Source organism: Pseudomonas sp. H3(2019), assembly GCF_007713465.1.
GTDB lineage: Bacteria > Pseudomonadota > Gammaproteobacteria > Pseudomonadales > Pseudomonadaceae > Aquipseudomonas.
This window is the reverse complement of the sequence record NZ_VMSG01000002.1, coordinates 84,790-105,243: the sequence shown is the minus strand read 5'-3', so window position 1 is coordinate 105,243 and position 20,454 is coordinate 84,790. Positions and strand designations below refer to the sequence as shown.

Below are 20,454 nucleotides of genomic sequence, written 5' to 3'. Positions count from 1 at the left end.
TCGCGATAGCCACGGTCGGGGCGACTCAAGTCTCAGAATGACCGCACAATCCGCCCCAACGTCTCCATGGCTTTTTCAGCATCCTCGGTCCACGGGCTGCCGTAGTTCAAGCGAATACAATTCCTGAATCGCTGGGTCGGTGAAAAGATCGGCCCCGGCGCAATGCTGATGCCTTGCGCCAGCGCCATCTGAAACAACTTCAACGAATCCATCTGTGCCGGCAATTCCAGCCACAGGAAGTAACCGCCGGCCGGCTGGCTGACGCGGGTCTGGGCCGGGAAGTAGCGGGCGATGGCTGCGAGCATGGCGCTTTGCTGTTCTTCAAGGGCATAGCGCAGTTTGCGCAGGTGTCGGTCGTAACCGCCGTGTTGCAGGTAATCGGCGATCGCCGCCTGGGCCGGCATCGAGGCGCAGAGCGAGGTCATCAGCTTCAGGCGTTCGATTTTCTGCGCGTAGCGCCCGGCGGCGACCCAACCGATGCGATAACCGGGAGCGAGGCTCTTGGCGAAGGAACCGCAGTGCATCACCAGCCCTTCGGTGTCGAAAGCTTTGGCCGGTTTTGGCGCTTGCTGGCCGTAATAGAGTTCGGCGTAGACATCGTCTTCGATCAGCGGCACTTGATGGCTGCGCAACAGCTCGACCAGTTCCTGTTTCTTGGCCTCGGGCATGGTCGCGCCCATGGGGTTCTGGAAACTGGTCATGCACCAACAGGCTTTGATCGGGTGACGTTCAAGGGTTTGCGCCAGCACGCCGAGGTCGATGCCGTCGCGCGGGTGCACGGGGATTTCCACCGCTTTGAGTTTGAGTCGTTCAAGCACCTGCAGGCTGGCATAGAACGCCGGGGCTTCGATGGCCACCAGGTCGCCGGGTTCGGTCACCGCTTGCAGGCACAGGTTCAGTGCTTCCAGTGCGCCGTTGGTGATCAGCAGTTCTTCCATGGGCAGCATCAGCCCGCCGACCATGTAGCGCAGGGCGATTTGCCGACGCAATTGCGGATTGCCCGGCGACATGTCGGTCACCACCATGCGTGGGTCCATTTCCCGGGCGGCACTGGCCAGCGAGCGTGACAGGCGTTGCAGTGGAAACAGCGTTGGGCTCGGGAAGGCTGAGCCGAAGGGTATGGTGGTTGGATCCTTGATCGAATCAAGGACCGAGAACACCAGTTCACTGACGTCGACTTCGGTGGACTCGTTGACCTGGCTGCTGATCACCGGCTCCGAGAACGGGCTCGGCGCGTGGGTGTTGACGAAGTAGCCGGAGCGCGGCCGGGCGCGGATCAGCCCGCGACGCTCCAGCAGGTAGTAGGCCTGAAACACCGTGGACGGGCTGACCCCGTAAGTCTGGCTGGCGTAACGTACCGAAGGTACGCGCTGGCCAGGGCCGAGTACCCCGGAGCGGATCAGTTCAGCAATGTCGTCAGCGAATTTTTCGTAGCGTTTCATCGAAAGCCCGATTGATGTCATTCAGAAAAATCCAGGTGGCTTCTTCGCGAGCAGGCTCGCTCCCACAGGTAGCGCGTAGTTCTTGTGGGAGCGAGCCTGCTCGCGAATGGCAGCACCGCAGTGTAAGGGATCAACGGTTCATCGGCGCAACAAACCGGCTCTTGGCCACGCTGTTGATCTGTGGCTCATCGCTGTCAGTGATCTTGAAGCTGATCTTCTGCGAGCTACTGCTCGGCTTGTCGGCGGTCATGGCCACAGATACCGGCACATCAACAATTTCTCCCGGCGCCAGGCTCAACTCGGTCTTGCCCTGCAACTGGAAGCCGTCGCCGTCCACCAGGGACAAACGATAGTCCTGCCGCTGCTGGGTTTTGTTGATGACTTTGAGGCTGTAGATGTTTTCGATCTGGCCCTGGCTGTTTTCGCGAAACAGGCCACGGTCCTTGCTGACGTCCAGCGACACCATCGACCGCTCCATCAGCGCCAGCGTCAGTGCACCGATCATCACCACCAGCACCACGGTGTAGCCGATCAACCGAGGCCGCAGCAGGTGCGTCTTGCCACCTTGCAACTCATGCTCGGAGGTGTAGCTGATCAGGCCACGGGCATAGCCCATTTTGTCCATGATCGAATCGCAGGCATCGATACACGCCGCGCAGCCAATGCACTCCATCTGCAAGCCGTCGCGAATGTCGATGCCGGTCGGGCAGACCTGCACGCACAGGTGACAGTCGATGCAATCGCCCAGACCGACGTCGGCAGGCTTCACCTCGCGTTTGCGCGGGCCACGGCTTTCGCCACGGGCGGCGTCGTAGGAGATGGTCAGGGTGTCTTTGTCGAACATCACGCTCTGGAACCGTGCATACGGACACATGTGCATGCACACCGCTTCACGCAGCCAGCCGGCGTTGATGTAAGTCGCGCCGGTGAAGAACAGCACCCAGAACAGACTGACGCCGCCCATTTGCAGGGTCAGCAGCTCATTGGCCAGCGGACGAATCGGCGTGAAGTAGCCGACAAACGTCAGTCCTGTCAGCACACTGATGGCCAGCCACATCGTGTGTTTGGCCGAGCGACGCAGCAGTTTGTTAAGTCCCCAGGGGGCGGCTTGCAGCTTGATCCGCTGATTGCGCTCGCCCTCGGTGATCTTTTCGCACCACATGAACAGCCAGGTGAAGGAACTCTGCGGGCAGGTGTAGCCACACCACACTCGCCCGGCGAACACGGTGATCGCGAACAGGCCGAAGGCGCAGATGATCAGCAGCGCCGAGAGCAGGATGAAATCCTGCGGCCAGAAGGTCGCGCCGAAGATGTGGAATTTGCTTTCCGACAAGTCCCAGAGCACCGCCTGCCGGCCGCCCCAGTTCAGCCACACAGTGCCGAAAAACGCGAGGAACAGAAACCCCGCACCGCTCAGGCGCAAGGTGCGGAACAAACCGGTGAAGCTGCGGGTGTGAATCTGGTTGTCGCTGGATTTGGCCTTCATCTTTGGACGCGAAGGCTCGAATGTCTCTACTAATCGGACGGGGATTCTATTGCTCATGGTCTTTCGCTCATCAGCCTCCATCAGGCCAATGAACTATGACCACCGAACTGTTTGCATAACAGACTCAGGTATTGGATTAAAAAGCGGATCAGATGAGTCTGTGAACCGCCCCTGCGACAACTTGATGCACCCCGGCAGGCGCGGCGGCAGTGTCTGTCACAGGCGTCTGCGGCGATCTCTGATCTGCGTCAGTCAAATCACCGAATCACCGTTGGTGACCATCAAGTGCCGGCGACCATCGGTAGCACCTGCTACGGTTAATGCGTCGGCTTCTGCTTCGGTGATGTAGACGCGCTGGTCATCGAGGTCCACCGCCGACATGGCTTTGTCCGCGTCGGTAGTGATGGTCACATCGGCAGCAAGGCGAATCTCTTCGCCGTTCTCGGTAATGAAGAAGCAGACCTGGTTTTCGATGCGCACGGTCATGAGGGTCACCCTTTTCTGCGGGATCTAAAGGTTAGGGCACAGGTCTTGCTCATCGTTCGGTGTAACCGATTAGTGGTCATGGACGGTGACTAAGGTGTAACGATCTGAACTTTTAGCAGGGCTCTGCGCTCGGAACCTATGAAGCGTCATGCCGACGGACGAAGCGCAGCAGCAGACAAGCCGTTTTTTTCGATTGTTGGAGAGGCGGGAGGATTGAGGGTTTACTGCGCGGCTGCTTGGACGAACGCATTATCCAGATTTTTCGCGGAGTATTGCTTCATGAAATCTCCCCCCGAATTAAATTGTTTGAGCTGATGTTTGCTAAGAAATCTAAAAAACTATTTCAATCTGATACCGCTCCCTGCGCGCGACAAATCCGGTTAATATTTTAAGATTGAAATAATCCAGTTATTGCGACAAGACTTTGGGTGCTTGTCTATTACGTGGATTTCATATTGTTGCACGGAGCGCACATGCAAGAACCTATCACGCTTCCTCCGCTTTTGATAACGCCCGACTCTCAGTCTGCCCCACCCAAAGAAACGCCAGCTTTTCCTTCAGACTTCGACAGCATTCTATTTTGGGATGGGGCTGTCCCGACGGTCACAACGCCTTACCATATTGATCGCATCAAAAGCACTCGGAACGCATACGAAAAGCTGGTGGCAATAGCTGTTTCAGCGCAAGGCCAGATAAAAAGTGCCTTTCTGGGCAGTGATACAAATATTCAAAATTACTTGGAAAAATACACGGCCTCAACTATTGATGCCCATCAGCCCAATGCACTGGAAGCCGCCTTAAAAAAGAAAGCAGTTATCGTTGAACTTCTGAAAATAGTCATGGCGAATAGGATTGGGGGGAGCAGTTCTCAGCCGCGCTACTGCTGTCGGTATAGGCGCGTTGTTCTACTCACCCGCTCTTGGCAATGGCGAACGTTATCCTCAAACAGCACTCAGCCTGCCTGGCAGTACACTTATGCCGGAGCTGCCGTCTAACCTGAATGAAATCGCCGCTGCCGAAGGAACCATTGACCTTCCCTATCGGATCTATGGCGACCTCAGCCAATACACACTCGTTGCAACCCCGACTGAAGGGAGCATTCCGGCAGAAGTGCCAGTGCGGGCTCTGGCGTTCGATCCGACGACCAGCAGCTACAGTTTCACGTCAAACGACACGCCGCCCATTGTCCTCAGCTTTCCCATCATTCACTTGGGAAGCAGTTCGACAACGTCGCCTGCCGAGCCTGCGGAAGTACCGATTTACACGGGTGTTACACTGACGCCATTGCTCGTGCAGCCTGAAACCTTGCCCGCGGTCGAATTGCCGGACTTCAGGGATTGCATTTACTGTTTCCCGGCTGAGACCGGCCTGCCACCAATCTACGTTGTTTTCAATAGTCCCTATGAAGGGGCAACTACGAGAGGGAAGTACAGTGGTCGATCATTCAATCCCGCCAAAGCCGGAGGCCCAATCCTGGATCTGGATTGGACCAGTGCTACCGTAACCCAAGCGGGTATCGATCTGGTGAAATTGCATACGGGGCGCTTCAGTCCTTCGGACGCTAACGACATCATGATTAATCGCCTGGAAAAAATCCTGCGGGGTGAATTGGCAATTTCGGCTGTCGACAAGCGGTTTTATACTCATGAACTCAGAGAGCTAGAGCGCTTCAGAGCATTAGCGGTGGCTGACGGTGTAAACCCGACTGACGACGGGGTCATTTGGAACAACACTCACGCCGCGACTCTGGAAGACTATAAGTTAAAAGATGCTGTTGAATCACTCTATACACCTGATGCTATAGAGGCGGATGAAAAACAAAGGGAAAAAGAGTACAGGCAAATAGGAGGAATAAAACGATGAGCATCATAATGACAATTGTACTCAACGAAAAACCTGAAGAGGTCATTCTATTTTTCACCAAAAATGAGTTGGGTATCTCCCTTCCTCAGCTTGATCGATTTTATAACAGGGCTAACTGGGCACATGTGACAGACAATATAGGGCTATTGAACCTCGTCAAAAATATGAGCGACGCCGGTTTTATCAAATATGGTGGGGGCGGAATTGTCAGGGGGCCCAACTGGAGAGAGCCGGCGTTCATGCTCGAAGGCAAATACACCTTTGATTGACTGTACTGAGGGGATGACGCCCAATCGACCGTACCCCCGATGTTGGCAGTTTTCAACGGATAAATATTGCCCAGCGTCACTTGACCGGGCGTTCGCGCCCGGTTTCCCGCTTTACGCGCGCACTTCACCCATACTTCTTTTGGCCGGTCGCCCAAGGGTTGTTAGGTGGCCGGTGGGACGGGATCCTTTTCGGGCACTGAATCGGGATCACCCGGTGGCAGGACAGGTTGGTCGATGTTCGGATCCGGCGTTTCGGCCGGGATCAGGATATTCATCGCTGTGGCCTCTTTTGTGCTTGGCTTACTCCGATGGACTGCCGACTGACGGATTTGATTCCTTCAAGGGCCCTGCGTACATCCGGCTGAACTTTTCGAAGGTTGCGGCGCTCGGAACCTAAGTAGCGTCATGCAAGCAGCACACGATCAAGCACAGGAGCGTCCATGGGGCGTAAGGGGCGAGGCTCGATGACGACTGAAAAACCGACTGAGCTGCAGTACTACCCGCAACTGCCATTGTCGCAGGCCTTGTTGCTGCCGCGGATTATTATCGAGAGCACCCAGCCTGTGATCGATGGCGGCCAGTTTGCAGCCAAGGCTATCGAAAGGCAGGCGGTGACGGTGAGCAGCAAGGTTTTTGCCGACGGTCACGATACGCTTGCGGTGCGCGTGCGTTGGCGTGTCGAGGCCGACTCGATCTGGCAGAGCGAAGTCATGACCGATCTGGGCAATAACGCCTGGAAAGGTCAGTTCAGCGTTGCAATGCCGGGGAGGTATCGGTTTTGTATCGAGGCCTGGATCGATCAGTTCGCCAGTTTCTGTCATGAACTGGAAAAGAAACACACAGCGGGCGTGCCGGTCAGCCTGGAGCTGCAGGAAGGGCGTATCCAGGTGCTGCAGGCGGCGGAGCGCAGTGACGCTCAGTTGAGCGAGAAACTTGCAGCGCTGCATCAGGAGCTGGCCGGGCTGCTTGAAACCGAGCAAGTCGCACTGTTTCTGCACCCGCGCAGTGCCCGGTTGATGACCGAGGCCGATCTGCGTCCCTACCTCAGCCTGAGTCCGGAGTACCCGCTGGACGTCGAGCGCGAACGTGCGCAGTTCGCCAGCTGGTATGAGTTGTTTCCGCGCTCGATCACCGATGATCCGGCGCGCCACGGTACATTCGACGATGTCCACTCACGTCTGGCGATGATCCAGGACATGGGCTTTGACGTGCTGTACTTTCCGCCGATTCACCCGATCGGTCGCCGTTATCGCAAAGGTCCCAACAATTCCCTGACCGCCGGCCCCGATGACCACGGCAGCCCGTACGCCATCGGCGGTATCGAAGGGGGGCACGAGGCGATTCACCCGCAGTTGGGCAGTCGCGAGGACTTCCGTCGTCTGGTCAAGGCCGCTGCCGCACACGGGCTGGAGATCGCGCTGGATTTCGCGATTCAATGCTCCCAGGACCATCCGTGGCTGAAGCAGCATCCGGGCTGGTTCAACTGGCGGCCGGACGGCACCATCAAATACGCCGAAAACCCGCCGAAGAAATATCAGGACATCGTCAACGTCGACTTCTACGCCAGCGAGGCGATTCCCAGCCTGTGGCTGGAGCTGCGGGACATCGTGGTCGGCTGGGTCGAGGAGGGCGTGAAGATTTTCCGGGTCGACAATCCGCACACCAAGCCCTTGCCGTTCTGGCAGTGGCTGATTGGGGATGTGCGGGCGTTGTATCCCGAAGTGATCTTCCTGGCCGAGGCCTTTACCACCCCGGCCATGATGGCGCGCTTGGGCAAGGTCGGTTACTCCCAGAGCTACACCTACTTCACCTGGCGTAACACCAAGCACGAGTTGGCGACGTACCTCACCGAGCTGAACCAGTCGCCCTGGCGCGAGTGCTTCCGGCCCAACTTTTTCGTCAACACACCTGACATCAATCCGGGCTTTCTCCACGAATCGGGCCGTGCCGGCTTTCTGATCCGGGCTGCGCTGGCGACCATGGGCTCGGGCCTGTGGGGCATGTATTCGGGGTTTGAACTGTGCGAGTCGGCGCCAGTGCCGGGCAAGGAGGAATACCTCGACTCCGAGAAGTATGAAATCCGTGTCCGGGACTTCACTGCACCGGGCAACATCATCGCCGAGATCGCCCAGCTCAACCGTATTCGCCGGCAAAACCCGGCCTTGCACAGCCATTTGGGTTTGCAGGTCTACAACGTGTGGAACGACAACATTCTGTACTTCGGTAAACGCACGGCCGATGGCAGCAATTTTATTCTGGTGGCGGTCAGCCTCGACCCGTTCAACGCCCAGGAGGCGCACTTTGAGCTGCCGCTGTGGGAGATGGGCCTGCCCGACGACGCGGTGACCCAGGGTGAAGACCTGATGAACGGCCACCGCTGGGACTGGCACGGCAAGACTCAATGGATGCGCATCGAGCCGTGGAATCAGCCGTTCGGGATATGGCGGATTACTGCAACTTGAAGTTTATGATCGTTCCCATGCTCTGCGTGGGAATGCCGCCCTGGACGCTCCGCGTCCGCTCTGTCAGCTGTGACGCAGAGCGTCACTGGATGCATTCCCACGCAGAGTGTGGGAACGATCTGCTACAGGAGTTCACGAACTCGATGGGAGTTTCCAATGGCGAAGAAACCCAGGTCAGCCACCTTCAGCAATGACCCGCTCTGGTACAAGGATGCGGTGATTTATCAGGTCCACGTAAAGTCTTATTTCGACTCCAACAACGATGGAATTGGCGACTTTCCCGGTTTGATCGCCAAACTGGATTACATCGCCGATCTGGGCGTCAACACCCTCTGGTTGCTGCCGTTTTACCCCTCGCCACGCCGCGACGATGGCTACGACATTGCCGAATACCGTGGCGTACATCGCGATTACGGAACCCTCTCCGACGCCAAGCGCTTTATAGCCGAGGCCCACAATCGTGGTTTGCGGGTGATCACCGAGCTGGTCATCAACCACACCTCTGATCAACATCCCTGGTTTCAGCGGGCGCGCAAGGCCAAGCCAGGATCAAAGGCGCGGGACTTTTATGTCTGGTCCGATGACGATCAAAAGTACGACGGCACGCGGATCATTTTTCTCGACACCGAGAAGTCCAACTGGACCTGGGACCCGGTGGCCGGCCAGTACTTCTGGCACCGCTTCTATTCGCACCAACCGGACCTGAACTTCGATAACCCGCAGGTCATGAAAGCCGTGCTCTCGGTGATGCGCTACTGGTTGGACCTGGGCATCGACGGCCTGCGCCTGGATGCGATTCCCTACCTGATCGAGCGCGACGGCACCAACAACGAGAACCTGCCCGAAACCCATGACGTGCTCAAGCGGATTCGCGCTGAGATCGATGCTCATTACCCGGACCGCATGCTGCTGGCCGAAGCCAACCAGTGGCCGGAAGACACTCAGACGTATTTCGGTGATGTTCATGGCGATGACGGCGACGAATGCCACATGGCCTTCCACTTTCCGCTGATGCCGCGCATGTACATGGCGCTGGCCCAGGAAGACCGTTTTCCGATCACCGATATCCTGCGCCAGACGCCGGAGATTCCGGCTAACTGCCAATGGGCGATTTTCCTGCGCAACCATGATGAGCTGACCCTGGAGATGGTCACCGACAAGGAGCGTGATTACCTGTGGAACTACTACGCGGCTGACCGTCGCGCGCGAATCAACCTCGGTATTCGTCGACGCCTGGCACCGCTGATGGAGCGTGACCGGCGCCGCGTCGAACTGCTCAACAGCCTGCTGCTGTCGATGCCCGGGACGCCGACGTTGTACTACGGCGACGAAATCGGCATGGGGGACAATATCTATCTCGGCGACCGCGATGGCGTGCGCACGCCGATGCAATGGTCGATCGACCGTAATGGCGGGTTTTCCCGCGCCGACCCGGCAAGTCTGGTGCTGCCGCCGATCATGGACCCACTCTACGGTTACCAGTCGGTGAACGTCGAAACCCAGGCTGGCGACCCGCATTCGTTGCTGAACTGGACCCGGCGCATGTTGGCGATCCGCAAGCAGTCCAAGGCGTTCGGTCGGGGCACCTTGAAGATGCTTTCGCCGAGCAACCGGCGGATTCTTGCGTATACCCGTGAATACACCGGTGATGACGGTAAACACGAAATCATCCTTTGCGTGGCCAACGTTTCGCGCAGTGCCCAGGCGGCCGAGCTGGACCTTTCAGCCTTCGCCGGCATGGTTCCCGTGGAAATGCTCGGCGGCAATGCATTTCCGCCGATTGGCCAGCTCAACTTTCTGCTGACCCTGGCGCCGTACGGCTTTTACTGGTTTGTGCTGGCGGCGGAAAACCAGATGCCGAGCTGGCACGTCGAACCTGCGCAAAGCTTGCCGGACTTCACGACCCTGGTCCTAAAAAAGCGCATGGAAGAGCTGCTCGAGGCGCCATCGCGCACCATTCTGGAGCAAAGTGCGCTGCCGAGCTGGTTGCACAATCGACGTTGGTTCGCCGGCAAGGACTCCCGTATCGAAACGGTGCACATTGCTTACGGTGTGCGTTTTGGTGATCCGCTGCATCCGGTGCTGTTCAGCGAAATCGAGGTGGTCAGTGACGGTCAGACCAGCCGTTACCAACTGCCGTTCGGGTTTCTGGCCGAAGACCAGGTCGGCGCCGCATTGCCGCAGCAGTTGGCGTTGGCGCGAGTTCGGCGCGGGCGGCAGGTGGGCTTGGTGACGGACGCGTTCAGCCTCGACAGCTTCATTCGTGCGGTGATCCAGGCGATGCAGGCACACACGGTGCTGGACGCCAGTGACGGCGCAATTCGTTTCGAACCGACTGCCGGGCTGGCGAACCTCAATCTGCAGGCTGACTGCGATGTGCGCTACTTGTCGGCCGAGCAATCCAACAGCTCCGCGGTGATTGGCGGCAGCCTGGTACTCAAGCTGATCCGCAAGGTCGCCAGCGGCGTACACCCGGAACTGGAGATGGGCGCTTACCTGACCGCCGCCGGGTTCGAGCATATTTCACCACTGCTCGGCTCGGTGATTCGCCGTGATCGGCGAGGTGAAGACACTCTGTTGATGATCGCCCAAGGCTATCTGAGCAATCAGGGCGACGCCTGGGAATGGACCCAGAACAACCTTGAACGGGCGATTCGCGATGAGTTGGCCGAGGCCATGTCCGAGCAGGAACAGCACTACAACGCGCTCGGTGAATTGAAAGATTTCGCGGGCATGCTCGGTCAGCGGCTTGGGGAAATGCACCTGCTATTGGCGGCGCCGGGTAACAACCCGGCGTTCGGTTCGCGGGTCAGCACGCACAAGGATCAGCAGGCATTGGCGAAAGCGATTGGTGCGCAGCTGGAGCATGCCTTGCAGTTGCTCACACAGCATCAGCCCCGGCTGAGCCCGGGGGACCAGGTGTTGGTGGTGCGTTTGCAGGAGCAGAAGAAAGCCATCCTCAGGCACATTCAGGCGCTGGCGGAAAAAGCGCTGGGCGGTTTGCAGATGCGTGTCCACGGTGATTTGCACCTGGGCCAGGTGCTGGTGATCAAGGGCGATGCCTACCTGATCGATTTTGAGGGGGAACCGGCGCGGCCGTTGCATGAGCGAAGGGGTAAACACAGTCCGTACAAGGATGTGAGCGGCGTGCTGCGTTCGTTCGATTACGCGGCGGCAATGGCCCTGGACGGGCAAGGGGTTGATGGCACCGCGCAGACGCTGGCGGCACGTCAACGGGTGACGGAACGTTACTTGCATGAGTCCACTGTAGCGTTTGTTCAGGCGTATCGGCAGGCAACAGCTAGTCTTGCTCATGCCTGGCAGGATCCCGCGGCCGAAGACGCCGCATTGGCGTTGTTCTGCCTGGAGAAGGCGGCCTATGAAGTGGGGTATGAAGCCGAAAATCGTCCCGCCTGGTTGCCTGTGCCATTGCACGGTTTATACGGGTTGTTGAGTGGACTCAAACCCTTTTCCTATGTGAGTGGAGAGCAGTCATGACGGAGCCATCATTGAGGGAGCAGGGACCGGTGAAAGAAGCGCTGCTGCCGGCGGCGCGAGACATCGAGGCGCTGGTGCGTGCCGAGCATCAGGATCCCTTTGCGATACTCGGACCCCATGCAGATGGGGCCGGCGGTCAGTTCATTCGCGCTTACCTGCCGGACGCCTTGAGCGTGCGGGTGATTGCCCGTGACTCCGGCGAAGAACTCGGCAGCTTGAACCCGACCGAAGTGCCGGGGTTGTTCGTCGGGCATTTCGATCGGGCACAGGCTTACCTGTTGCGCACCCGTTGGGCCGGTGGTGAGCAAACCGCAGAGGATCCTTACAGCTTCGGTCCGTTGCTGGGTGAGATAGATCTGTATCTGTTCGCCGAGGGCAATCACCGGGATCTCAGTGCGTGTCTGGGGGCGCAGTTGAAGAATGTCGAGGGTGTCGACGGCGTGTGTTTTGCCGTGTGGGCACCGAATGCCCGGCGGGTCTCGGTGGTCGGCGATTTCAACGTCTGGGATGGTCGCCGGCATCCGATGCGGCTGCGTCATCCGTCCGGCGTCTGGGAGCTGTTTGTTCCGCGCTTGCAGGCGGGGGAGGCGTACAAGTACGAAATTCTCGGTGCCCACGGGATTTTGCCGCTGAAGGCCGACCCCATGGCACTGGCGACACAACTACCGCCGGACACTGCCTCGAAAGTCGCCTCACCGTTGCATATCGATTGGCAGGATCAGGACTGGATGCAGACGCGCGGCGAGCGCCACCGGCCGAGCGCGCCGCTGTCGATCTATGAGCTGCATGCCGGTTCCTGGCAGTGCGAAGTGGATGACGTCGGTGAAGTGGCGCGTCAATACACATGGGGCGAATTGGCCGAACATCTGATCCCTTATGTGCAGAAACTCGGTTTCACCCATATCGAACTGATGCCGATCATGGAGCACCCGTTCGGCGGTTCCTGGGGTTATCAGCCATTATCGCAATTCGCCCCGAGCGCCCGTTACGGCTCGCCCAGTGACTTTGCCGCGTTCGTCAACGCCTGCCACCTGGCCGACATCGGGGTGATCCTCGATTGGGTGCCGGCGCATTTTCCCACCGATACCCATGGCCTGGCACAGTTCGACGGCACCGCGCTTTATGAGTACGGCAACCCGCTGGAAGGTTTTCATCAGGACTGGGACACGCTGATTTACAACCTCGGGCGCACCGAAGTGCATGGCTTTATGCTGGCGTCGGCATTGCACTGGCTGAAACATTTTCATGTCGATGGGCTGCGGGTCGATGCAGTGGCCTCGATGCTGTATCGCGACTATTCACGCAAGGCCGGCGAGTGGGTGCCCAATCGTCATGGCGGTAGGGAAAACCTCGAAGCGATTGATTTTGTCCGTCATCTCAACGATGTGATCGACCTCGAAGCGCCCGGTGCGCTGGTGATTGCCGAGGAGTCCACGGCCTGGCCGGGGGTCAGCCAGGGCACACAGCATGGCGGGTTGGGCTTCGACTACAAATGGAACATGGGCTGGATGCACGATTCACTGCATTACATTCAGCAGGACCCGGTCTACCGCGCCCATCATCACAACGAACTGAGCTTTGGCCTGGTTTACGCCTGGTCCGAACGCTTTATCCTGCCGATTTCCCACGATGAAGTGGTACACGGCAAGCATTCGCTGATCGACAAGATGCCCGGCGATCGCTGGCAGAAGTTCGCCAACTTGCGCGCTTACCTGAGTTTCATGTGGGCTCATCCGGGTAAAAAACTGCTGTTCATGGGCTGTGAGTTCGGCCAGTGGCGCGAATGGAATCACGATCAGCAGCTGGATTGGTACTTGCTGCAATACCCGGAACACCTCGGCGTGCAAAAACTGGTGACTGACCTCAACCAGCTCTACCGCGAAGAGCCGGCGCTGCACGAACAGGACGATGTGCCGCAGGGCTTCCAATGGCTGATCGGCGATGACGCGATGAACAGCGTCTATGCCTGGCTGCGCTGGAGCAAGGAAGGGCGGCCGGTGCTGGTGGTGGCGAACTTCACGCCGGTGCCGCGTCCGGCCTATCGGATTGGCGTGCCCATTGGCGGGCGCTGGAATGAAGTGATCAACAGCGATGCGGGCATCTACGCTGGCTCCAACTACGGCAATGGTGGCGGTGTGATGACTGAAGAGGAGGGCAGCCACGGCCAGCCCTTGTCGCTGGTGCTGAATTTGCCGCCGTTGGCGGTGTTGATGTTGCGGCCGGAGGGATAACGGGCACGGAACTATAAGGGTACTGGAGTGTGACGAGCCAATAACAGTAAGGCTGTATAAGCCAAGTACTGCCGGTTCATTGCCACACCCAGTGCCTTTTCGGATGTTCTAATAAGGCATGTCGGCTCGACTGCCAGTATGGCCTCGTACTTCTTTGAGCTTTACGACGTACTGACCTTTTTTGTTCTCTCTTGTACCGACAGCGGTCACTGTGAAATCTGCATGAGGAGTGAACACATAGCCCCTTACAGTCGTCGCGGAATAAGTTGAAATCACATTGGCGGCGCTAAATCCCTCTATGATAAAAAGAACAGATGTCTTTCCGCTCATGAACTCTTCGGCAGTATTTTTTTCTTTAGCTACCGAAAGGAAGCTCTTTGAATGCATTACGGAGCCATCTTTTTTGGCGGCCAAAAAATTTTCCAACCCCGACTCAGTTATTTCTTGCCCTCGAAAATAGGTTTGCGTTGATTCGTTAGCTTGCTTGTACAACTGATAGCTTATTTGCTCGGTGTTATGGATATTTAAACCGTTTGCGATGATTTCGATGAATCTTACTCTTTCTTTTCCGTGCGCCCCCGAAAATTCTTGATCTCCAACTCGCTCTATTAGCTCGCGCACTACCTTTTTTCCATTCAGGGATATTTGTGCTCCGGTTCTCATGGCAGTATTGATCACGTCCGAGCCGTAAGTTGTTGAATAAATAGCTTTGAACTCTTTCATGTAAATATATTCCTGCGAGGGTTTGCGAATAAGCTTCTGATGCTCGGCAACGGCTAGCTTAGTCATTGCTTGCGCCAAAGCGTCATCGCTGGCAGCCATTTCTTTCTGAACCCTTTTTATTGCCTTGTCGACAACGTGAGGATCATTGCCCCTCTCCAGGCTTGTTTCTTTCATGGCTTCAAGTGCGCGCTCCGGGTTTTTGCGGTAAGCCTTGTTAAAAGACTTGGAACCCATGATTTCTCGCGCCAAGTCCCCGTGAGCTGACAGCCCATCTGGGTCGAATAACGTAATCGGGTTGTTCCTCACCATCCGATAAAAATTGAGCCCATCAACTGGCCCCGCGGGATCCGGATTGATCCACCGCTGCAACCACGGCGCGTAATAGCGGAATCCATAGTAATAAAGCCCCGTTGCATCCCGTTCCTTGCCGGAATAACGCACGGTTTTGTACGTGGCCTCAGTCGCGGATCGACCCGCCCAGCACGCGGTGCCACCGAACGGGTAATACCATTCCTGGCTGATCAGACCGGCCTGTTGGTCCAGTTCCAGAGTGCTGGATTTCAAGTGATCGCCAAGACTGTAACGCACCTGGTCATTGGCGAGGTCGTCGGGTTGCCTGGCTACCCAATGCAGCACTTGCACACTGTTGCTCCCGGCGCTGGCGATGATGACATGCAGGATTTCACCGGTGCCTCTGTGGGTGCGGACCTCCACACTGGGCAGGTAACGCACCTCGCTGGTGAGCGTGCGGGCGTTGGTCTGGCTGGTACGAACCTTGCGCACACGTTGGCCGCCGCTGTCATAGATATACCGCTCGCGGTCGTCCTCCGCGTCTTCGCGTACCACCGGACGCACTTGCTGTAACTGATTGCGCAGATCCCAACTCAGAGGCTGCCCCGCTTGCAATTCGCACAGGTTGCCGTTGGCATCGAAGGCGGCGGCCAGTTCATCTTCGGTCGGTGGTCGGTCATTTCGATCGGGCAGGCAACGGTTGCTGTAGCGCGCGCGGGTCAAGGTGCGGCCGTGGGCATGGGCGCCGACATGCAGCAGATCCAGCAGATTACCGCCCGCGTCGTAGTGGCAGGTCTGGGTGTAGTTGGCAATCTGCTTGGGGTCGGGTGGCAGGGGGTGCAAGTCCAGCAGGGCCGGGCCGCCTCGGCTAGTGTTGGCTTCCCAGCCCGTGGCTTCGATCAGTTGGTAGAGCGTGTCGTAGCGGTACGTCTTGATCGGCTCGATGCGCTGGTTGTTGAAGTAACGAGTCGGTTGCGCGGCATCCTTGATGCTCAGCACATTACCGACCGGGTCGTAGGTGTAGCTCAGGTCTTGCAGCGGCGTGCCATCGGCTTTGTGAGCGCTGAGGTTCGTCAGCCGACCGTTGGCGGGGTCGTAGCGGTGAGCGGTGATCACGCCGTTACCGGCGGTCTCCGATTCGACCTGACCGAAGGGGTTGTAGTGGATGGCACTGACCAGCACCTTCTCGATCTGCCCGTCACCGGCCAGGGTCAGCCGGGTGTTTTTCAGTTGGCCGGCGACGGTGTAGGCGAAGGCTTGACGGTTGCCGAGTGCGTCGGTCTGACTTAGCGGTTCGGCGCTGGGGGCGTAGCTGTTCCAGGTGGTTGCACCGTTCACGGTTTCGAGCAAGGCGTCCCGCTCGGCTACGTTGATCGGCCAGTCGGGCGCGTCTGTGCTGAGTAAAAAATGTCGCCGCTGTTGCAGCGGTGCGCCACTGAGGCTCAGGTCGAGCAGGTGCAGGGTGCCGGCCGGGTCGTCATGGCGAATCAACAGCCCACACCGATTGTGGGCGGCGGCGTCCGCATCGGCGCCGGCATAGCTAAAGCGCTCCAGTGTGTGTTCGGCAACGTCAGCTCCACGCTCCTGCACGGCCACCGAGCGCAGCAGTTCATCGTATTCGGTCCGTGAGTGGCTGCCACGGCCATCCCAGCGTTCGACTGCTTGCCCGGCTTCACCCGGTAGCGCCAGCCGCCAGCCGGCATCCACGCTCTGGGTCGCCAACGGTACGCCGGACAGGCTGAAGATCTGGCACAGGTTGGCGGGGACAGATGCGTCGGTTTGGGCCAAGGCAAACAAATACGGGTCACGGCTGGCAACCGGTCGGCCGGCGGTATCGAACCGTTGGTGGGTGACCCGCGTTTCAAGCGGGTCGGTCGCGAGCCGTCGATGGAACTGCACGGTCCTGATCGTTAGGCCACGTGGGTCCGACACCATAATGTTCGGTGTGGCGGTATCTGCATAAACCGAAGATATTGTTGGCATCCGTGCTGGCCTTGATCAAGGTGGTGTCCTCGCCACAATGCATAACCTCCTCGACTCTGGATACTGTAAGAACTAACAGGTCGGTGCTGATAGAGGCCAACTCCCCCAGCTCCTTGGATGCGCAGGAGCCGCGACCGGTTGCGCTTACTTGCCGCTGGTCACCAATTCTTCCAGGTGATCCATGATTTCCTGTGGCTTGAGCACCAGCACATCGCTTTCCAGCGAATCAAGCACCACTTCCGCAGTATTTCCGATCAAGGCCCCCGAGAACCCGGTGCGCGCCACGGTGCCGATAACGGTCACCGACGCCTGCAATTTATGCGCAATGTGGGGAATCAGCACATCGGCCGGACCTTCTTCGATATGCAAGTGTTCGTCGTCGATGTCGAATTCGGCCTGGAACGCTTTGCACTGCTCGCGGTAGCGGGCCTCGATGGTTTCCTTGAGCTGGAACACCGGGTCGGCCGCCGAGAGCATGGGCGACGGATGGGCGCTGATGACGTGCAACTGGGCCTTGGCCAGGTGGGCGATGTCGAAGCCAAGATCGACGATGCTCGCATGCAGCACGCGGTGCTCGGGGTCGCTGTTGCCCACGTCAATGGCCGCCAGAACCGTCCCGCCGGTCCAGGGTTTCGAGGTTTTCACCAGTAACACCGGGCTCGGGCACTGGCGCAGCAATTTCCAGTCCGCCGGGGTCAGCAGGGCTTTCTTCAGCGGGTTGTCCGGGAAGTGTTGCTTGATCACCAGCCCGCAACCCTCGGCCTGCTGCACATCGATGATGGTTTCATGCAGGCTTTTGTTCCAGGCCTGCTCGGTGGTGACACTATGGCCGTCTTCCTGCAGGCTGGCCTTGAGCACGCTCAACAGCGCCGAGTGATCATGCTCTTTATCGCAGATCAGCAGGTGCAGATGCGCTTGAGTCACCCCGGCGATCAGCTTGGCGCGCTTGAGGGCCAGGCTCTCCTCGGGCAAGGGTTCGATGACCACCAGGATGCTGCGGATGGCTTGCATGGTCGGATTCTCCGATGAATGAAAAACACGTCGTTGCACAACTATAGTTGCTGGTCGTGAACTCGGGTCTTGATGCATATCAAGTGCCGCGACTGGTGGTCTGTCGACAGGCACGTATAATCGGCCCCCCTTCGCTGTGAACTTATTGCCCGTGAGCCTCATGTTACTGAACCCTGAAATCGTCGCCGTCCTGCCCAATGGTCCTGTTGAACTGTCGGAAGTCAGCCAATGATCCTTCCTGAAATTCACGAATTCCTTGGCTGCCGCACGCCCGACGGCTGGGTTCAGGCCGCTCTGGCCGACCAGGAAACCCTGCTGATCGACCACAAGAACTGCGAGTTCAAGGCTGCCAGTACCGCGCTGAGCCTGATTGCCAAATACCATTCGCATGTCGACCTGATCAATTTGATGTCACGCCTGGCGCGGGAAGAGCTGGTGCATCATGAGCAGGTCATGCGCCTGATGAAAAAGCGCAAGATCGAATTGCGTCAGCTGTCCGCCGGTCGTTACGCCTCGGGCTTGCGCAAAGTGGTGCGCAGCCACGAGCCGGTCAAACTGGTCGACACACTGGTGGTCGGGGCGTTTATCGAGGCGCGCAGCTGCGAGCGTTTCGAAGCGTTGGTGCCGCACCTCGACGAAGAGCTGGGCAAGTTCTACTTCGGCCTGCTGAAAAGCGAAGCGCGGCATTTCCAGGGGTATCTGAAGCTGGCCTACCAGTACGGCGACGCCAAGGACATTGCACAGGTGATCGACAAGGTTCGCGCCGCCGAACAGGAACTGATCGAGTCCCCGGACATCGAGTTCCGGTTCCACAGTGGTGTCCCAGCGCTCTGAATGGCGACGCGTGGGAGCGATCAAAGCTGTTAACGGCTCAGGCCCAGCCGCTCGTGCCACTCTGCGATGGATTCTTGCGGATAGACGTCAAATTGTTGATCGTCGGGATGCACCTCGACTTCGACCCACGGGGCTTTTGAACCGAGCATCAAGTGCGTGTGTTCCGGCGGCACCGGCAGCGGGGTGTCGATGGCCGAAGCAAAGGGGTGAATCAACTCGGGCCATTCAGGGCTGAACAACCACAGGCCACTGCCGCAGAGCGAACAGAAGTGCCGTTCGGCGCTGCTGTAGTGGGCTCGCCGGGCGCCGTCATCCTTGAGGCGCGCGTGATAGATCGAGATATGTTTGCGGCCGCGGACTTTCAGGCTTTTCGCCTCGCCGCCGAGGTTGATCGCATAGCCACCAGCGCCTTGAGTCTTGCGGCAGATCGAGCAATAACAACGTTGATACGGGTAGGGGTGGGCACTGTTCAGACTGAACGACACCGCGCCGCAATGGCAGGAGCCTTCAAGCAGCATGGCAAACCTCCAACAGGTCGTGCGGACTTCCTGGAACAGCCTAGCAGTTCAGCAATACTTCAGCCCTTGGCATCAGCCTCTGCGGGTCGCTGCGCTCCAGTGCGAACCGAGCCCGTAGCAGCCGGTTCGCCTGGTTGAAGGTCGTGGCATATCACTGAGATTTTTTCGCAGCCTCGTGCCGGTCCTCCCGCTTCTCCTCTTCATTGCGGTACAGCTTGTCGGCATTTTTTTTCTGAACATCGGAAAAGGTGCCGTACAGAGCGCTAAACGCCGTTGCAAGCTTCTGCATATTGTCTGCGTGCAATTGGGCCAATTTGGCATAGGTTGCCATCGCATCATCGGCACTTAACGATGAGAGCTTTTCCGCACGCTCCACAAAGGCTGTATCAGCGTTGTGCGCGTTGTCGCGTATGGTTTGCGCATAGGCCTCCCATTGTGCTGACTGCTTGTCGGTGATTTTCAGTTTGGCGTGGAGTTCGCTGATCCTCTTCTCTACAACGTCCATGTGCTTTTTGGTGTGAGCGGCAGCCTTCTGTGACTGTGCGGCAGGAGTGCTGGCAGCCGTCGTTTGCGCCGAGACAGAAGTGGTGAGCAATGCCAGCATCAACGCTGCTGGCATAGCCGCTTTCAGTACGAAGTTGTTCATGTCTTTATATCCGGATTGAGTTGTCGGATTGACGACCGTTGCATGGGATAAATCAGCGTGAGCGGCGGTCGCTCGGGGTTCAGGTGGCTGCGCAGCTTAATAGCCATTGGAATTGTACGTGTTGGGATAGTAGTACCTGGCCCCCGGAGGCGGAGGCGGAGGGGGTTCCCGGTAAATCACGGCGGGCGGCGCCTGTACCGCACCCGCGACCACTGCTCCCAATACTGCGCCAACGAGTATCGCCCCCAAATCGTTGCCGCCACCCCCGCGATAACCACCGCCACCGCCGCCGCGATAGTCACGACGGTTGTCATGGCCTCCACGATAGTCGCGATGGTAAACCTGCCGGCCGTAGCCATCGCGTTGATTGTCGTGTTGCGCTTGTGCCGGTAGCGCGGCAGCTGCCACCGTGAAAGCGACGAGCATTACTGCCAGTCGTCGGTATAAAGGTATGTGCGAATGCTGAGTCATGAGTCGTGCCTCCAAATGAGGAAATCACTGAACCCCACCGTCCACTGGATGAGCAGGGAGATCGCAACCGTCCTGATGTAGCGGCGATCTGCCTTGTGTCAGGTTGACTTAGCTGCCGGCACGGGTCTGTTCGGTAGCGCACCCTTGCGCCCGGTACAGAGTGATTAAAGCAGATGGGCTGGGGGACAGCGCTCGGACCGCAACGACCGCACTATAATTAATCTGTCGATGACACGAGAG

14 protein-coding genes are annotated in these 20,454 nt (G+C 58.2%); 7 read left to right on the top strand and 7 right to left on the bottom strand.

The features are described from left to right. Positions 1 to 32: 32 nt before the first annotated feature. The 3 genes from mapR to FPT12_RS02905 form a co-directional block, all read right to left on the bottom strand. Positions 33 to 1,442, bottom strand: coding sequence for a GntR family transcriptional regulator MpaR (mapR, locus tag FPT12_RS02915; protein ID WP_145014566.1), 1,410 nt, complete (start codon positions 1,440 to 1,442; stop codon positions 33 to 35). 130 nt (positions 1,443 to 1,572) lie between these two features. Next, the gene (ccoG, locus tag FPT12_RS02910) at positions 1,573 to 2,985 is read right to left on the bottom strand and encodes a cytochrome c oxidase accessory protein CcoG (protein ID WP_145014565.1); all 1,413 of its coding nucleotides are present in this window, start codon (positions 2,983 to 2,985) and stop codon (positions 1,573 to 1,575) included. A gap of 195 nt (positions 2,986 to 3,180) precedes the next feature. Then, on the bottom strand, positions 3,181 to 3,414 hold the full coding sequence (locus FPT12_RS02905; protein WP_145014564.1) for a DUF3203 family protein: 234 nt from the start codon (positions 3,412 to 3,414) through the stop codon (positions 3,181 to 3,183). A gap of 473 nt (positions 3,415 to 3,887) precedes the next feature. On the opposite strand from FPT12_RS02905, the gene FPT12_RS28195 reads away from it, so the two are divergent. From FPT12_RS28195 to glgB, 6 genes are all read left to right on the top strand, one after another. Continuing rightward, complete coding sequence (locus tag FPT12_RS28195; protein WP_306108829.1) at positions 3,888 to 4,409, top strand: hypothetical protein; 522 nt, start codon at positions 3,888 to 3,890, stop codon at positions 4,407 to 4,409. Further along, positions 4,390 to 5,277, top strand: a complete 888-nt coding sequence (locus FPT12_RS02900; RefSeq protein ID WP_306108828.1) for an S-type pyocin domain-containing protein — start codon at positions 4,390 to 4,392, stop codon at positions 5,275 to 5,277. The genes FPT12_RS28195 and FPT12_RS02900 overlap by 20 nt, the downstream gene beginning before the upstream one ends. Further along, on the top strand, positions 5,274 to 5,546 hold the full coding sequence (locus FPT12_RS02895) for a hypothetical protein (protein WP_145014562.1): 273 nt from the start codon (positions 5,274 to 5,276) through the stop codon (positions 5,544 to 5,546). The genes FPT12_RS02900 and FPT12_RS02895 overlap by 4 nt, the downstream gene beginning before the upstream one ends. Positions 5,547 to 6,010: 464 nt before the next feature. Next, positions 6,011 to 8,008, top strand: coding sequence for an alpha-1,4-glucan--maltose-1-phosphate maltosyltransferase (locus tag FPT12_RS02890; protein ID WP_145014561.1), 1,998 nt, complete (start codon positions 6,011 to 6,013; stop codon positions 8,006 to 8,008). Between the two features lie 156 nt (positions 8,009 to 8,164). Beyond that, entirely contained in the window at positions 8,165 to 11,506 is a 3,342-nt protein-coding gene (gene treS, locus FPT12_RS02880; protein ID WP_145014559.1) for a maltose alpha-D-glucosyltransferase, read from the top strand. Next, a complete protein-coding gene (gene glgB / locus FPT12_RS02875; protein WP_145014558.1) occupies positions 11,503 to 13,737 on the top strand; it encodes a 1,4-alpha-glucan branching protein GlgB in 2,235 nt (744 codons plus the stop codon). Before treS ends, glgB begins: the two co-directional genes overlap by 4 nt. A gap of 108 nt (positions 13,738 to 13,845) precedes the next feature. On the opposite strand, the gene FPT12_RS02870 is transcribed toward glgB, so the two are convergent. Continuing rightward, entirely contained in the window at positions 13,846 to 16,650 is a 2,805-nt protein-coding gene (locus FPT12_RS02870) for an RHS repeat domain-containing protein (RefSeq protein ID WP_306108827.1), read from the bottom strand. Between the two features lie 228 nt (positions 16,651 to 16,878). Then, the gene (locus FPT12_RS02865) at positions 16,879 to 17,745 is read right to left on the bottom strand and encodes a universal stress protein (protein ID WP_145014556.1); all 867 of its coding nucleotides are present in this window, start codon (positions 17,743 to 17,745) and stop codon (positions 16,879 to 16,881) included. 228 nt (positions 17,746 to 17,973) lie between these two features. Between FPT12_RS02865 and FPT12_RS02860 the strand changes: the two genes are divergently transcribed. Then, positions 17,974 to 18,579 carry a tRNA-(ms[2]io[6]A)-hydroxylase gene (locus tag FPT12_RS02860; protein WP_145014555.1) on the top strand — a complete coding sequence of 202 codons (606 nt, stop codon included), beginning with the start codon at positions 17,974 to 17,976 and terminating at the stop codon, positions 18,577 to 18,579. A gap of 29 nt (positions 18,580 to 18,608) precedes the next feature. On the opposite strand, the gene FPT12_RS02855 is transcribed toward FPT12_RS02860, so the two are convergent. Next, positions 18,609 to 19,097: a GFA family protein gene (locus FPT12_RS02855; protein ID WP_145014554.1), complete on the bottom strand. Its 489-nt coding sequence runs from the start codon at positions 19,095 to 19,097 to the stop codon at positions 18,609 to 18,611. Positions 19,098 to 19,248: 151 nt separating this feature from the next. Beyond that, a complete protein-coding gene (locus FPT12_RS02850) occupies positions 19,249 to 19,743 on the bottom strand; it encodes a Spy/CpxP family protein refolding chaperone (protein ID WP_145014553.1) in 495 nt (164 codons plus the stop codon). Between the last annotated feature and the right edge of the window lie 711 nt (positions 19,744 to 20,454).

Bases quoted from the DNA above. Each gene is read 5' to 3' on its own strand.
- mapR (WP_145014566.1), bottom strand. From the start codon at position 1,442: ATGAAACGCTACGAAAAATTCGCTGACGACATTGCTGAACTGATCCGC.
- ccoG (WP_145014565.1), bottom strand. From the start codon at position 2,985: ATGAGCAATAGAATCCCCGTCCGATTAGTAGAGACATTCGAGCCTTCG.
- FPT12_RS02905 (WP_145014564.1), bottom strand. From the start codon at position 3,414: ATGACCGTGCGCATCGAAAACCAGGTCTGCTTCTTCATTACCGAGAAC.
- FPT12_RS28195 (WP_306108829.1), top strand. From the start codon at position 3,888: ATGCAAGAACCTATCACGCTTCCTCCGCTTTTGATAACGCCCGACTCT.
- FPT12_RS02900 (WP_306108828.1), top strand. From the start codon at position 4,390: ATGCCGGAGCTGCCGTCTAACCTGAATGAAATCGCCGCTGCCGAAGGA.
- FPT12_RS02895 (WP_145014562.1), top strand. From the start codon at position 5,274: ATGAGCATCATAATGACAATTGTACTCAACGAAAAACCTGAAGAGGTC.
- FPT12_RS02890 (WP_145014561.1), top strand. From the start codon at position 6,011: ATGACGACTGAAAAACCGACTGAGCTGCAGTACTACCCGCAACTGCCA.
- treS (WP_145014559.1), top strand. From the start codon at position 8,165: ATGGCGAAGAAACCCAGGTCAGCCACCTTCAGCAATGACCCGCTCTGG.
- glgB (WP_145014558.1), top strand. From the start codon at position 11,503: ATGACGGAGCCATCATTGAGGGAGCAGGGACCGGTGAAAGAAGCGCTG.
- FPT12_RS02865 (WP_145014556.1), bottom strand. From the start codon at position 17,745: ATGCAAGCCATCCGCAGCATCCTGGTGGTCATCGAACCCTTGCCCGAG.
- FPT12_RS02860 (WP_145014555.1), top strand. From the start codon at position 17,974: ATGATCCTTCCTGAAATTCACGAATTCCTTGGCTGCCGCACGCCCGAC.
- FPT12_RS02855 (WP_145014554.1), bottom strand. From the start codon at position 19,097: ATGCTGCTTGAAGGCTCCTGCCATTGCGGCGCGGTGTCGTTCAGTCTG.
- FPT12_RS02850 (WP_145014553.1), bottom strand. From the start codon at position 19,743: ATGAACAACTTCGTACTGAAAGCGGCTATGCCAGCAGCGTTGATGCTG.